14 protein-coding genes are annotated in these 13140 nt (G+C 70.6%); 2 read left to right on the forward strand and 12 right to left on the reverse strand.

Annotated features, from left to right (window positions below; all coding sequences use genetic code 11):
* Window positions 1-62: 62 nt before the first annotated feature.
* The 7 genes from ACFQW8_RS05125 to ACFQW8_RS05155 all read right to left on the reverse strand — a co-directional run bounded on the left by ACFQW8_RS05125 (window position 63) and on the right by ACFQW8_RS05155 (window position 7577).
* Window positions 63-578, reverse strand: coding sequence for a CHRD domain-containing protein (locus ACFQW8_RS05125; RefSeq protein ID WP_380085886.1), 516 nt, complete (start codon window positions 576-578; stop codon window positions 63-65).
* Window positions 579-664: 86 nt separating this feature from the next.
* The gene (locus ACFQW8_RS05130) at window positions 665-871 is read right to left on the reverse strand and encodes a hypothetical protein (protein WP_380085887.1); all 207 of its coding nucleotides are present in this window, start codon (window positions 869-871) and stop codon (window positions 665-667) included.
* Window positions 872-915: 44 nt separating this feature from the next.
* Window positions 916-2427: a DUF7059 domain-containing protein gene (locus ACFQW8_RS05135; protein WP_380085888.1), complete on the reverse strand. Its 1512-nt coding sequence runs from the start codon at window positions 2425-2427 to the stop codon at window positions 916-918.
* Between the two features lie 6 nt (window positions 2428-2433).
* On the reverse strand, window positions 2434-3144 hold the full coding sequence (locus tag ACFQW8_RS05140) for an AIM24 family protein (RefSeq protein ID WP_380085889.1): 711 nt from the start codon (window positions 3142-3144) through the stop codon (window positions 2434-2436).
* Window positions 3145-3293: 149 nt separating this feature from the next.
* Window positions 3294-4304, reverse strand: a complete 1011-nt coding sequence (locus ACFQW8_RS05145) for a hypothetical protein (protein ID WP_380085890.1) — start codon at window positions 4302-4304, stop codon at window positions 3294-3296.
* Window positions 4305-4529: 225 nt separating this feature from the next.
* A complete protein-coding gene (locus tag ACFQW8_RS05150) occupies window positions 4530-7016 on the reverse strand; it encodes a sodium-translocating pyrophosphatase (RefSeq protein ID WP_380085891.1) in 2487 nt (828 codons plus the stop codon).
* A gap of 189 nt (window positions 7017-7205) precedes the next feature.
* Window positions 7206-7577, reverse strand: coding sequence for an anti-sigma factor antagonist (locus ACFQW8_RS05155; protein ID WP_380085892.1), 372 nt, complete (start codon window positions 7575-7577; stop codon window positions 7206-7208).
* A 111-nt stretch (window positions 7578-7688) separates the two neighbouring features.
* On the opposite strand from ACFQW8_RS05155, the gene ACFQW8_RS05160 reads away from it, so the two are divergent.
* Entirely contained in the window at window positions 7689-9980 is a 2292-nt protein-coding gene (locus tag ACFQW8_RS05160) for a DEAD/DEAH box helicase (RefSeq protein ID WP_380085893.1), read from the forward strand.
* 96 nt (window positions 9981-10076) lie between these two features.
* A complete protein-coding gene (locus ACFQW8_RS05165; RefSeq protein ID WP_380085894.1) occupies window positions 10077-10679 on the forward strand; it encodes a hypothetical protein in 603 nt (200 codons plus the stop codon).
* A 124-nt stretch (window positions 10680-10803) separates the two neighbouring features.
* Here the strand turns inward: ACFQW8_RS05165 and ACFQW8_RS05170 are convergent, their stop codons facing one another.
* The 5 genes from ACFQW8_RS05170 to ACFQW8_RS05190 all read right to left on the reverse strand — a co-directional run bounded on the left by ACFQW8_RS05170 (window position 10804) and on the right by ACFQW8_RS05190 (window position 13127).
* Window positions 10804-11202 carry an Rv3654c family TadE-like protein gene (locus tag ACFQW8_RS05170; protein WP_380085895.1) on the reverse strand — a complete coding sequence of 133 codons (399 nt, stop codon included), beginning with the start codon at window positions 11200-11202 and terminating at the stop codon, window positions 10804-10806.
* Window positions 11199-11558, reverse strand: a complete 360-nt coding sequence (locus ACFQW8_RS05175; protein WP_380085896.1) for a TadE family type IV pilus minor pilin — start codon at window positions 11556-11558, stop codon at window positions 11199-11201. Before ACFQW8_RS05175 ends, ACFQW8_RS05170 begins: the two co-directional genes overlap by 4 nt.
* Window positions 11555-11749: a DUF4244 domain-containing protein gene (locus ACFQW8_RS05180; protein ID WP_380085897.1), complete on the reverse strand. Its 195-nt coding sequence runs from the start codon at window positions 11747-11749 to the stop codon at window positions 11555-11557. The genes ACFQW8_RS05175 and ACFQW8_RS05180 overlap by 4 nt, the downstream gene beginning before the upstream one ends.
* 139 nt (window positions 11750-11888) lie before the next feature.
* On the reverse strand, window positions 11889-12536 hold the full coding sequence (locus ACFQW8_RS05185) for a class F sortase (protein ID WP_380085898.1): 648 nt from the start codon (window positions 12534-12536) through the stop codon (window positions 11889-11891).
* Between the two features lie 36 nt (window positions 12537-12572).
* Window positions 12573-13127 (reverse strand): hypothetical protein, encoded by a 555-nt coding sequence (locus ACFQW8_RS05190; protein WP_380085899.1) that lies wholly within the window; start codon window positions 13125-13127, stop codon window positions 12573-12575.
* Window positions 13128-13140: the final 13 nt, after the last annotated feature.

Consider the following 13140-nt stretch of genomic DNA (forward strand, 5'->3'; position numbering starts at 1 on the left):
CCCGGCCACTCACTCGTGGCCGGACCGATCGTCGTCACTGGTGGTGCTGGGAGTGGCTGACCTCAGCCGTCGGTGTGGAGCTGTCCGCGGACGGCGCCGCCCGGGAACTCGGTGTTGTGCACGTTGACGTAGTACGCCGACGGGTTGGCGAGGATCTGCTGGACCTCGCCCGGGTCGAGACCCTTGCCGGCCTCACCCTCGGTGAGGCAGTCGGCGGCCTGGCCACCCTGCGGGAACGCGAGGTTGACCTCCACCGGACCGTTGGTGCCCTTGGCGCCCTTGTGGATGTGGGCCATGCGAGCGCCACCCGGCGCCTGGTCGAGCTCGGCGATCTTGCTCACCTCGAGGATGTAGCAGAGCGTCGTGGGGTCGCCGTCGATGCCGAAGACATAGGCCTCGCCGCGCCCGTTGGGGTCACCGACGACACCCTTCTCGGTGGTGGAGACCTCGGCGCGACCGTTGAGGTGGGCGGAGACGAGGGCGTTGCTGTGGCCGGCCTGAGCCGGGAGGGGGGCCAGCATGAGGCCGACTCCGAGTCCGACGGCGCCGGTGGCGGCGCCGATGAGAATGCGCTTCATTGCGGATCAACTCACTTTCGCAGGGAGGGCCAGGGGCGACCCTGCGGGGGATTCGTCGCCGATCCGCTTCCGGATTGCCCGACGGGTCAGGTGGTGCCGTCCTGCTCGTCGGCGACGCTGACGTCCTGCGCGCCGTCCACACCCGAGTCGTTGACGTCAGGCGTGTCGGGCACGCTGTCGGCTCCGCCCTGTGCGGTCTCGGAGTTGAGGGCGCCGGAGCCGCCCTCCGAGACCGTACCGCCCTCGTCGTCGTGGTCGCTGTCCGGGCTGGTGATGCTGTTGTCGTTGCTCATGCCTACCAACCTAGGGGGGCAAGAGCCTCGCCACGCCGCTGCGCTCACTCGGATACGGCGACGAGGAGCCCGTCCTTGGCGGCATCACGCACGAAGGCGACGACCTCGCGCTCGGTCTCGACCGGGTCGAGCTCGAGGATGCCGGCGATCGCGCCCACCGCCTGCCGGGGAGTGAGCTCACCGTCGGCGACCGACAGGTATGCCGCGGTGACCGTCGTGAGCGTGATGACCCGTCCCAGCCCCCCACCCTGACGAGCCACGATGACCGACGGGTCGGCCGCGCCCGGCCTGGTGTGCCGCTCCTCGGTGACGTCCGCAGGAGCCTTCCACGCCCGGTCGAGGAGCTCGTCGTCCGTGTGCTCTGCCAACCACGTGCGCGCCTCCAGCCCGACTCGGACCGGCTCACCCATGGCCGCGGGCACCGGGCCCCGGGCGTCCATGAGGTCGAGAAACGGCTCCCGCGCGACCGCCGGTCGGTGGAGGGTGATGACCCCGAAGCCGATCGACTCGACGTCGCGAGACGCGAAGTCGTCGAGCCACGCGGCATACATCGCATCGAAGTCCGCCGTCCCCGGGTGGTGACCACCGTCGCGAGACCAGGTCTCTGCGTACTCCGCCGGGTCCTGGACCTCGCGCTGGACGACCCAGGCGTCGACGCCGGCGCCCTCGAGCCAGGACCCGACGCGCTCGGTCCACGTCGATCCGCGTGGGACCTCCCAGTTGCCGAGGAACTGGGCGACTCCCCCGGGCTCGAGGTGCTCACCCACCGAGCGCACGAGGTCGGCGACGATCGCGTCACCGGACGCCCCGCCGTCGCGGTACTCGAAGAGCGGCACCTCACCGGAGCGCGGCGTGATGACGAAGGGCGGGTTGCTGACGATGAGGTCGAAGCGCTCTCCGGCCACGGGTTCGAGCATCGACCCGGACCGCAGGTCCCACGTGCACTCGTTGAGGGCGGCGTTGAACCGGGCGAAGGCCAGGGCGCGCTCGGAGAGGTCGCTGGCGACGATCGACTCCGCGTGGGCACCCAGATGGAGGGCCTGGACACCGCTCCCGGTGCCGAGGTCGAGGGCGCGACCCACCGGTCGACGGATCGTCCAGGCCGCCAGCGTCGTCGATGCGCCACCGATGCCGAGGACGTGGTCGCCGCGGACCGGTGAGCCGGTGGCGAGCTCGGCGAGGTCGGAGGCGATCCACCAGTGACGCTCGTCCGCGGCATACGGGCGCACGTCGATCCGGGCCACGACGCCGTCACCCTCCTCGTCGACGAGACCGAGTGCCACGGCACCGCTCGCGCGCAGGGTCGGCAGGGCCCGGTCGACCTCGGCCACGTCGACGGGGTCGCCGAGGGTGAAGAGACGGATCAGGGTGGCGACAGGTGCCGTCGAGGCACCGGCCACGCGGCGTGCGGGCAGCGGCTGCTCGCGGGCCAGGGCGCCACTTGCCAGGGGGCCGAGCGCGTCCGTGACGCCGGTGACGGTGAAGTCGGCGGTCGCCAGGTCGGCGCGAAGCCGCGCGATGAGGGCCTCGTCGAGGCGAGGGGTGCGAAGGGTCACGGCCGGTCAGCCGTCGAGGAGGCCACCGAGCATGCCGCCGCCTCCACCGCCACCGGTCGATGCCGGCGGGACCCATTCGCTCGGCTGCACGATGACGAACCCGGCTCCATGGAAGGCGTACTGGAACGCCTCGCCGCTCCCGCCGCGCAGCATGGAGCGCACGTTCATGCTCGAGACGACCTGCGGGGTGAGGCCGAGCGACCAGCCGACGCACGCCTGCACGTCGACATAGGTGGGCTGCTGCGAGCAGTCGAGGATGACCGGCTGACCCATGGAGTGGATGGCGACCGTGCCCGTCCCCTCGAGGGTGGTGTTGAAGAGGCCGCCGCTCATCATCCCGGCGCCCTGGACGCGCTTGATGTCCCACGCGATCTGCGAGTCGAACGCCAGGAGGTTGCGGGCGTTGATGCTCAGCCCGTCGCCGGTGAGCTCGATGAGGTGGACGAATCCCGCCTCGCTGGCGAAGAACACCTCACCGTCGCCGGACACGCGCATGAGGCTGATGTCCTCGCCGGTGACGACCTTCTTGAAGAGCTTGCCGACGCTGCCGGCCTTCTCGTGGTCGAAGCGCATGTTGCCCTGGTAGGCGACCATCGCACCCTTGACGGCGAGGACGTCACCGCCGAGGTGGACGCGCAGGAGCTGCGGGTTCTGCAGGGCGAAGGTCTGCTCGGACTGGAGCTCGAGGTTGGACTGGTCGAAGAGCGAGGAGCGCATGGCGCCAGCCTAGAGCCGCCCGAGTCACCCGAGAGCGACCCGACCACTTTTGCGCGGCCCGTGCCAGCCGCGCAGAAAGTGACCAGCCGCGCTCCGATCGCTGCGCGGATCGCCAGCCAGTACGCGGATGGCGCCAGCCGCGCAGAAAGTCACGCCACGTTCGGGCGCCTGGGCTGCTCGGGGTGCCGGGGGTGCCGGGGGTGCCTGGCAGCCATCTCACCGACGAACCAGGTGTTCACGGCCGACGGACGGATCCCCTGCGCCGCGAGGATCCGAGCCATCTGGCTCGGCCGGAGGGCATCGACCCACACCCACCGCGCCATCTTCCGGTTGGTGGCACGGATCCTGTCCTCGCGCTTCTTCTCGTTCCACAGGGTCCGCTCGGCCTTCTGCGGATCCATGCCGTCACGCAGGCCATACTTCTTGCGCCCGTCGAACTCCCCCATGACGTCCTCCCAGCCAAAGTCACAGAACCCCACGAGACCGTCGCCATCGTGCACCTCCACCTGGAGCTCCGGACGCGGCAGGTTGAGGCGGAACATCTGCACCCGCGACAACGACTCACCGACAGACATCGAGCGGCCATCAGCGAGATCGAGAGCCAGCCTCGCCCTGGCGCGCCCGGGGACACCGGCGTCCAGTCGATCGAACTCCTCCTCGAGCGCGATCGCCGTGCAGAGCTCGTGATGCAGTGCGTGATCGGCTGCGGCGACGGCATCGTGCAGCTTCTCGGTGCGCCCGAGGTCGACCAGCGTCCGCGTCAGCGAGGTCACGCTGAGCCCTGCGACGTGCACGGTCTCTCCTCGCGGCAGGTCGTGCCTGACGATTAGTCCCGAGGAGCGGGCCGAGCTGATGACCTCAAGTCGCGTCGGCCAGGCAGAGACACGCGGCAACCCCCAGAGCGCCGCTGCGGAAGTGTGCGAGAGCGCCGCGGGCGGTGCCTTCATCCGAAGGGCGGTGGCGTGCACGAAGGCGGCGTGGCGCTGCTCGACGGTGAGCTGTCGCCACGTGGCTGCCCTGACGACCACCCCGTGACGCACCCTCACCCAGACGGGTCGGCCTTGGTCGTCCTTCTCATTCGTGTCGCGGCCCAGGCGGCGGACGTCGCCTGCCAGTCGAAGTGTGGTGGGGTCGAAGGGCGGGGACAGGTCTGAGCGCATGCCCGATCGTGGCAGTGTCAGTCACGTGCTCCGCGGAGTCATCCACAGGCACGCCTGACCGGCACCCAGCCGCGCACAACCTGACCAGCCACGCTCAGATCGCTGCACGGCTCACCAGCATCTGCGCGGCTCGCGCCGGCCGCGCACACAAGGCGGCGGCCGGCCCACCCTCTCGGGTGGGCCGGCCGCCGTTCACTGCCGTTGGCGTATGCCGTGTGCTCGCCCTCAGCGCTGGGCGGGGATCTCGACGTGGCCGGGGTTGTCGCGCGAGTCGAGCGACTCCTCGACGGCCTCACCGGGAGCGGTCACGGCACCGGAGTCCGGCGCCGAGTCGTCGAGCTCCGAGTAGGGCTCACCGTCCTCGTCGCCTCCGATGGCCAGGTCGCGACGCTTGGAGATCGCGACGGCCGTGACGACGACGACGAGCCCGAGGGCAGCGATGCCGTAGCGGAGCGGCTTGCTGGCGTCCTCGCCCACCGAGAGCATGACGATGGCCGGGGCGATGAGCACCGCGACGAGGTTCATGACCTTGAGGAGCGGGTTGATGGCCGGGCCGGCGGTGTCCTTGAACGGGTCACCGACGGTGTCACCGATGACCGTGGCCTCGTGCGCCGGGCTGCCCTTGCCGCCGTGGACGCCGTCCTCGACGATCTTCTTCGCGTTGTCCCAGGAGCCGCCCGAGTTCGCGAGGAAGACGGCCATGAGGCAACCGGTGCCGATGGCGCCGGCGAGGAAGCCGGCGAGGGCTCCGATGCCCAGACCGAACCCGACGATGACGGGCGTGAGAGCGGCGAGCAGTCCCGGCGTCGCGAGCTCGCGCAGCGAGTCCTTGGTGCAGATGTCGACGACCTTGCCGTACTCGGGCTTGGTCGTGCCCTCCATGATCCCGGGGATCTCGCGGAACTGGCGACGCACCTCGAAGACGATGGCGCCGGCTGCGCGGGTCACGGCGTTGATCGCCAGGCCCGAGAAGAGGAACACCACGGCCGCACCCAGGAGCAGGCCGACGAGTGTCGACGGGTTGGTGATGACGCCCTGGGCGTTCTGGATGAACTCGTTGCCGTCGGTGATCTGGACCTGGGACAGCGCCGACGTGTCGAGCTCGCTGATCGCCGTCTGCCAGGCATCGGTGTAGGAGCCGAACAGCGCCGTCGCGGCCAGCACGGCCGTCGCGATGGCGATGCCCTTGGTGATGGCCTTGGTCGTGTTGCCGACCGCGTCGAGCTCGGTGAGGATCTGCGCCGCCTCAGCGTCGACGTCGCCCGACATCTCGGCGATGCCCTGCGCGTTGTCGGAGACGGGTCCGAAGGTGTCCATGGCGACGATGACGCCGACCGTGGTGAGCAGACCACAGCCCGCGAGCGCGATGAGGAAGAGCGAGAGGGCCACCGAGCCGCCACCGAGGAGGAACGCGCCGTAGACGGCGGCACCGATGATCACGGCGGTGTAGACGGCGGACTCGAGCCCGACGCCGATGCCCGAGAGGACGACCGTGGCCGCACCCGTGAGCGACGTGCGCGCGACGTCCTTGGTCGGGCGCTTGTCGGTGCCGGTGAAGTAGCCGGTGAGCCACAGGATGACCGCGGCGAGGACGATGCCGATGATCACGGCGTAGATCGCGACGAGTGCCGGGTTGCTGTCGAGTGCTGCGATGCCCTGCTGCGTCTCGGTCAGGGTCTGCGGGTCGCGGCCCTCGAAGAGCTCGGCGAACGTGTGCGGCAGGTAGAACCACGCGACGATCGAGGAGAGCACCGCGGCGATGAAGGCCGAGACGTAGAAGCCCTGGTTGATGGCGTCGAGCGCGCTCTGGGTGCCACGTGCCTTGGTGATGAAGACGCCGATGAGCGCGGTGATCGCGCCGATCGCCGGGACGAGCAGCGGGAAGACCAGGCCGTAGTCGCCGAAGGCCACGGAACCGAGGATGAGAGCGGCAACGAGCATCACGGCATACGACTCGAAGAGGTCTGCCGCCATGCCGGCGCAGTCACCGACGTTGTCGCCCACGTTGTCGGCGATGGTCGCCGCGTTGCGGGGGTCGTCCTCGGGGATGCCGGCCTCGACCTTGCCGACGAGGTCGGCGCCGACGTCGGCGGCCTTGGTGAAGATGCCGCCGCCGACACGCATGAACATGGCGAGGAGAGCGGCGCCGAAGCCGAAGCCCTCGAGCACCTTGGGCGCCTCGGCCTTGTAGAGGAGGACGACGACGGAGGCGCCGAGCAGGCCGAGGCCCACGGTCGCCATGCCGACGGTGCCGCCGGTGCGGAAGGCGATGCGCATGCCCTCGTCGCGACCGTTCTCACCGCGCGAGGCGGCGGCGACGCGGACGTTGGCCTTGGTCGCGAGCTTCATGCCGAAGTAGCCGATGGCGGCGGAGAAGACCGCACCCACGATGAAGAAGCCGGAGCGGCCCAGCTTGACGTTCCAGTCGGGAGCGGGGAGGAGGAGGAGCAGACCGAACACGAGCACGACGAAGATGCTCAGCGTCTTGAACTGACGGGCGAGGAAGGCCTGGGCCCCCTCCTCGACAGCGGCGCCGATCTCGCGCATCTTCTCGGTTCCTGTGTCCGCACGCAGGACCTGCTGCCGGAAGACGAAGCCCATGACGAGGGCGATCACGGCGATGACCGCGACCCCGACGACGAGTGTGACGTTCGATCCAGTGAGCTCCAGCGTGGACGTCGCCTCGGCCGGTGCGAGCGCGAGTGCAGCCATTCCATCCTCCTTGACGGGTGTGCGTCATCAGCCTTTTGACGTGTCGCGGGATCGTTGGACCACGGGCAGACGCGGGGTGGACCTTACCCGGTGACTCAGGTCACAGGAACTCTCGGTCGTCCGGTGTGACTGCTCTCACGCCTGTGGGGCGGGGTGAGCGACCTTGCTCGTGCCGAAGCTCGGCCTGGCTCAGGCCGAGACCTCGGGCTCCGCGAAGTCGTGTGGGTCGGCCCCCAGCGCCGCGTCGACCGTGTCGTGGATGGGGATGACCTTGTCGAGGCCGGTGATGCCAAAGATGCGGATGATGCGCTCGTTGGTGCAGACGACCCGGAGCCAGCCGTTGAGCTTCCTGACCGCCTTGAGCCTGCCGACGAGGACGCCGAGGCCGGTCGAGTCGAGGAATCCGACGTCCTGGAGGTCGACGATGAGGGCGATCTGCCCCGCAGCGATGCGCTCCTCGAGCGCGGATCGCAGCTGGGGCGCGGTGTAGACGTCCACCTCACCGGAGACGGTCACGATGGTGACGCCTTCCCGTTCCGTGCTCGCCACGGTCAACTTCACTGCAGCCGACTCCTTCTTCGCTTCACGTCCGCGTCGCGGACCCTTCTGTGCGACGACGCCCCCGGCTTGCGGGCCGAGGGTCTGTCAGTGCACCGCATTACGGTAGCCGTTGTGTCGCCATCTGCCGAGCCGACCGCGATTCTTGCTGCTCTGGCAGCCGGGGATCGCGGCGCTCGCCTGCGCCACGTCGAGCGGTTGCCGGCCCGGCCCGCCCGGCTGGCGCAGTGGCCGGACTGGGTCGCCCCACCACTGCTCGCCAGCCTCACCGGTAGCGGCATCGCAGCCCCGTGGTCCCACCAGCGTGAGGCCATGGACCTCGCCCACGACGGTTCGCACGTCGTCCTCTCGACGGGCACCGCCTCCGGCAAGAGCCTGGGCTACCTCGTCCCGGCCCTCACCGCCGTCCTCGACGGGCTCGCCGCGCCGACCGGTCGGGGCGCGACCGTGCTCTACGTCGCGCCGACCAAGGCCCTGGCCGCGGACCAGCTCGCCCGCATCGAGGCCCTCGCGATCCCCGGCATCCGGGCGGCCACTTATGACGGCGACACCCCGGCCGACGAGCGCCGCTGGATCCGCGAGCACGCCAACGTCGTCCTTACCAACCCGGACCTCCTGCACCACTCGATGCTCCCCGGGCACAGGAACTGGTCACCCTTCCTCCGGTCGTTGAGGTACGTCGTCATCGACGAGTGCCACATCTATCGCGGGGTCTTCGGGTCGCACGTGTCGTCGGTCCTGCGCCGGCTGCGACGGGTGTGCACTCGCTACCGCTCGACGCCGACGTTCGTGCTCGCCTCCGCGACCGTCAGCCACCCGGCGTCCCATGCCAGCTCCCTGGTGGGTATGCCGGTCAGTCCCGTCGAGGTCGACGGCTCACCTCGCGAGGCGCTCACCTTCGCCCTGTGGGAGCCACCGACGGTCGACGAGGCTCGGCGGTCGGCGACGAGCGAGGCGGCCGAGCTGCTCGCCGACCTCGTCGCGGCGGACGTCCAGACCCTGGCGTTCGCCCGCAGCCGGGCCGGGGTCGAGGCGCTGGCCGCATCGGCGAGGCGCCGCCTCGGGCAGGTGAGCGGGACCGCGGAGGCGAGCATCGCGGCATACCGAGGGGGTTATCTTCCGCAGGAGCGGCGCGAGCTCGAACGCGCCCTGCGCGACGGCGAGCTGCGCGGTCTCGCGGCGACCAACGCGCTGGAGCTGGGGATCGACATCAGCGGGCTCGACGCTGTGCTCATGGCCGGGTGGCCGGGGCGCCGCGCCAACCTGTGGCAGCAGGCAGGACGCGCCGGGCGGTCGGGGCGCGAGTCGCTCGCCGTGCTCATCGCCGCCGACGACCCGCTGGACACCTATCTGCTCGACCATCCCGAGGCGATCTTCGGTGCGCCGATCGAGTCCACCGTCATGGACCCCGCGAACCCGCACGTGCTGGCACCGCACCTGGCTGCGGCGGCGCACGAGCTGCCGTTGACCGAGGCCGACCTGCCGATGTTCGGGACCGGGGCACGGGGTGTGGTCGACCTGCTCGTCGAGCGCGGGATCCTGCGGCGACGGCCGACGGGATGGTTCTGGGCGCGCGCCGACCGGCCGGGTGACCACGTCAACCTGCGCGGCACCACCGAGGTCGTCTCGATCGTCGAGCGGCGCAGCGGGCGGGTCCTTGGCACCATCGACGAGGCGTCGGCCCACTCGCAGGTCCACACCGGGGCGGTGCACGTGCACCAGGGCGACACGTTCGTCGTGACCGATCTCGACCTGCCCGCGGCCACCGCGACGATCGTGCGCGGCGACCCGGGGTGGAGCACCCACTCGCAGTCGCAGAGCTCGTTCTCGATCATCGGGGCGCAGCGCACGAACAGGTGGGGCGAGATCGACGTCTGCTTCGGCTCGGTGCGGGTGACGACGCAGGTGACGTCGTTCCTGCGCCGGTTGCCTTCGGGTGAGGTGCTGGGCACCCATCCGCTCGACCTGCCGGAGCGCTCACTCGTCACGCGGGGTGTCTGGTGGACGATGCCGCTCGACCTGCTCGAGGAGGCCGGGATCGAGGAGGCGCAGGTGCCTGGTGCCGCGCACGCCGCCGAGCACGCGGCGATCGGCATGCTGCCACTCGTGGCGACCTCGGACCGGTGGGATGTCGGTGGCGTCTCGACGGACATGCACCCGGACACCGGGCTGCCGACGATCCTCATCTATGACGGCTACCCGGGCGGGGCGGGCTTCGCCGAGCGCGCACACACGGCGTTCGGCGAGTGGGTCGAGGCGACCCGCGATGCGGTCGCTCGGTGCCGGTGCGAGCGCGGGTGTCCTGCCTGCGTGCAGTCGCCGAAGTGCGGCAACGGCAACGAGCCGCTCGACAAGGCCAGGGCGATCCGGCTGCTCGACCTCGTGCTGATGTCCCGCCCGGCGTGACGCGCCACCCCGACCCCCTTGCCCCGTCATCTCCCACTTCATGACTCGAGGTCCTGAACAGGCACAACGTCTCCAAAGGGCGCTAGCCTCGCAGACGTGATCATCCTTGGACTCATCCTCGTTCTCATCGCCGTCGCCGCAGGGATCCTGCTGTTCGAAGGCACCTCGCAGCTCACCGACGGCGTCGACATCGACGTGCTCAACGGAACCATCAGCCTGCCGCCCCTGGCGCTCCTCCTCACCGGTGCCGCGGTCATCAGCGTGTTCTGGCTCGGCTGGGTGCTGATGCGCCACGGCTTCAAGCGCGGGTCCCGCCGACGTCGTGCCGCCAAGGAAGAGGCGGCGCGCGCCGAGCAGAACCGCGTCGAGAACGAGCGCAGGATGCAGGAGGAGTTCGCCCAGCGTGAGCGTCACCTCGCCGACGAGCGTCGACGCCACGAGGAAGAGACCGCTGCCCTGCGCCGCGACGGCGACCAGCGCGTCGAGGAGCAGCACCTCTCCACCGAGGAGGCCCGTCGTCGCGCAGAGGTCGCCGAGGCGCAGGCCCAGGACCGTGGCAATGACTCCCGGTATGCCGGCACCGTGGACCCGCGCGATGCACGGACGGCCGACGACGTGCGTGACCGCGGCACCGTGGACCCCCGCAACAACCCTCGTGACGGCGGCACCGTGGACCCGCGCAACAACCCGCGCACCTGACCCACCCTCGCTTCGGGGCGTTCGCCCGGCTCGGCATCGGTTGATGCCGGACCGGGCGTTCGTCGTCGTGCGCCCGGGGTCCTACCAGTCCCGCGCAGAGTGTCAGCCGTCAGGTGGCCCCGGCTCACGGGAGGGGGGTCGGAGCCGGACCGGCACGGGCCGAGGCGAGCGCTTCGTCAGGGACGCCTGGCCAGCGGGCGGGCACGGCCGTCGCGACGCGGACGGACACCGACTCCCCGACCAGTGCGCACGCGACCAGCCGGGCCCTGTTGCGCCCGGCGACCTGCGCCGCTCGGGCACACGGCGAGGCATCGCCATCCTGCAGCGTGGCGGCCCCGGCGAGGGCCGCGAGGTCGGCGGCCGTCCTCGCGCGGTGAGCCGCCGTGGCAGCCGCACCGAGGTGCAGCGCGGCGATGACCAGGACGAGCAGGACCCCCATGGCAGCGACCACGAGGACCGTCCCGGAACCGCTCTCGTCCCGGTGCTTTGGGGGCCCATGACCGCGACGGCGCCTGTGACTCATGGTGCTGCCTCAGGGACCGCATGGGCCACTCCCCGGGGGCGTGCACTGACACCGACGGCCCGGAGCAATGGTGGAGGCTGGGCGCTCACGTCGACCCGGACCGAGTCGGGGCCGACCTCGAACCCGATCTCCGCCCCGTCCGGCGCCTGACGAGCCACCTCGTTGCGCACCTGCTCGACGGGCTCCCCTCGGGCCAGGAGCCGGGCCCCGACGCGAGCGGCGTCGACACACCTGAGCTGGTCGGTCACCACAGCGACGGCACCCAACCCCAGCGTGAGCACCAGGACGAGGGCCGGCAGGGCCACGGCGATCTCCGCCGTGACCATGCCGGTCTCTCCGCGTCGGCCTCGGGTCACGTCCCCGTGCCGAGGGCCGCGGTGATCACGCCCGCCAGGGCCGACTTCACCGGTCCGGACTTGACGACGAGCATGAGCACCGCGGCGAAGGCGCACGCCGCGAGCGTGCCCACGGCATACTCGGCCGTTGTCATGCCAGTCTCGGCCGACTCCTTGATGCGCGCCCAACGGCGCGAAAGAGCTTGTGTCACAGCGGATCTCCTCGATCAGTGCGGGGCCTGTCCCCGCCTCGGGTCGAGTCCAGCGCACTACACGAGCGAGTGCGAGAGCGGCACCGACATCTGTGGACGACCGCGGTGCCCCCAGCTGCCTGTGGACGAGCGAGCCGGGTCAGCGAGCCTCGGCGATGGCGACGAAGTTCGCGACGCGATGACCGTCGGCGCGGAATCCGTCGTCGTCGTCACAGGTGATGAGCGCGATCCGGCGAATCGACCCGTTCGCTCCCCAGACCGCCTTGTCCCGGCTCACTTCCTCCTTGGTCGCCACCCGCGTGGACGTGACCGTGTAGACCACCGGCTTGCCCCGGGCATCGACCACCGTGACCTCGGCACCGCGCTTGATGTCCTTGAGGTTCGCGAAGACGTCGTCCTGCGTGCCGTCGACGACGTGGCCGGCGATGACCGCCGTCCCGACCTCGCCGGGTTGGACCCGGTCGTAGCCCGTGACCCACGCCAGCACTCCCGCCGGCGGGTTGACGACTCCGTTGACGGCCGAGGTGCGGGTGAGAGATCCGCTGACGTCGATCGTCGGTGCCGAGAAGGACATCGGGGTCAGGGTCTTGGGCGATGTGGTCTGCCTGGCAACCGAAGCGCTCGCCGCGGCAGAGGGCGGCTCGGTGTCGCGGGAGCAACCCGGGATCAGGGCCGTCACGGCGAGCAGGATCAGGCCGACACCACCGCGCGAAGCCATCGCGCGGGCAGAAGACGAGAAGCGGGTGGGGCCGTGGCGCCCCACCCGCGTCCGGGGGCGCTCAGCCATCCGGCTCGACGGCACCCCGCCGTCTGTCTCGGGAGATCAGTGCTGGCCCTTGCGGCGCAGCACGAGGACGGAGGCACCGACACCGGCCAGCAACGCGGCGCCTCCCAAGGCGATCGGCGTGGTGCTGACGCCGGACTCGACGATGTCGGTCTCGACGATCGGGCCGGTCGGCTCGCCGGGCGTGGAGGGGGTCGGGTCGGGCGTCTCGGTCTCCTGGTCAGCGTCGCAGGTGATGATGTGCGAGATCCCCTTGCCGGAGCTCGTCTCGAGCTCCTCACCCTCCTCGACCCCGACGAAGTTGTCGTCCTCGTCGATGCCGAAGACGGTGTTCTCCTCGTCGCCGGAACCTGCCTTGAGGACGACGATGAGGTAGTCGCCGTCCGACACCCAGGTGCTGGTGTCGAGACCGGTGTCGTCCTTCTCGCAGACGGGGTTGACGAAGCCCTCGTCCTCGAGGAAGGCCTCCCAGTACTCGACCGAGTTGGTGTTGTCGATGGGCTCAGCGGTGGCCGTGGTGGCGAGGCCGAGGCTCAGCATCCCGGCGGCGCAGAGAGCGGCGGCGCTTCGCGCGACGGTGGTCTTGGTGCTCATGTTGGGGCTCCTC

Origin of the sequence: Knoellia altitudinis (assembly GCF_042666355.1) — a bacterium.
GTDB lineage: Bacteria > Actinomycetota > Actinomycetes > Actinomycetales > Dermatophilaceae > Knoellia > Knoellia altitudinis.

Excerpts from the sequence above, each read along its gene's own strand:
- ACFQW8_RS05125 (WP_380085886.1), bottom strand. The coding sequence starts at position 578 with ATGAAGCGCATTCTCATCGGCGCCGCCACCGGCGCCGTCGGACTCGGA.
- ACFQW8_RS05130 (WP_380085887.1), bottom strand. The coding sequence starts at position 871 with ATGAGCAACGACAACAGCATCACCAGCCCGGACAGCGACCACGACGAC.
- ACFQW8_RS05140 (WP_380085889.1), bottom strand. The coding sequence starts at position 3,144 with ATGCGCTCCTCGCTCTTCGACCAGTCCAACCTCGAGCTCCAGTCCGAG.
- ACFQW8_RS05145 (WP_380085890.1), bottom strand. The coding sequence starts at position 4,304 with ATGCGCTCAGACCTGTCCCCGCCCTTCGACCCCACCACACTTCGACTG.
- ACFQW8_RS05150 (WP_380085891.1), bottom strand. The coding sequence starts at position 7,016 with ATGGCTGCACTCGCGCTCGCACCGGCCGAGGCGACGTCCACGCTGGAG.
- ACFQW8_RS05170 (WP_380085895.1), bottom strand. The coding sequence starts at position 11,202 with ATGAGTCACAGGCGCCGTCGCGGTCATGGGCCCCCAAAGCACCGGGAC.
- ACFQW8_RS05185 (WP_380085898.1), bottom strand. The coding sequence starts at position 12,536 with ATGGCTGAGCGCCCCCGGACGCGGGTGGGGCGCCACGGCCCCACCCGC.
- ACFQW8_RS05190 (WP_380085899.1), bottom strand. The coding sequence starts at position 13,127 with ATGAGCACCAAGACCACCGTCGCGCGAAGCGCCGCCGCTCTCTGCGCC.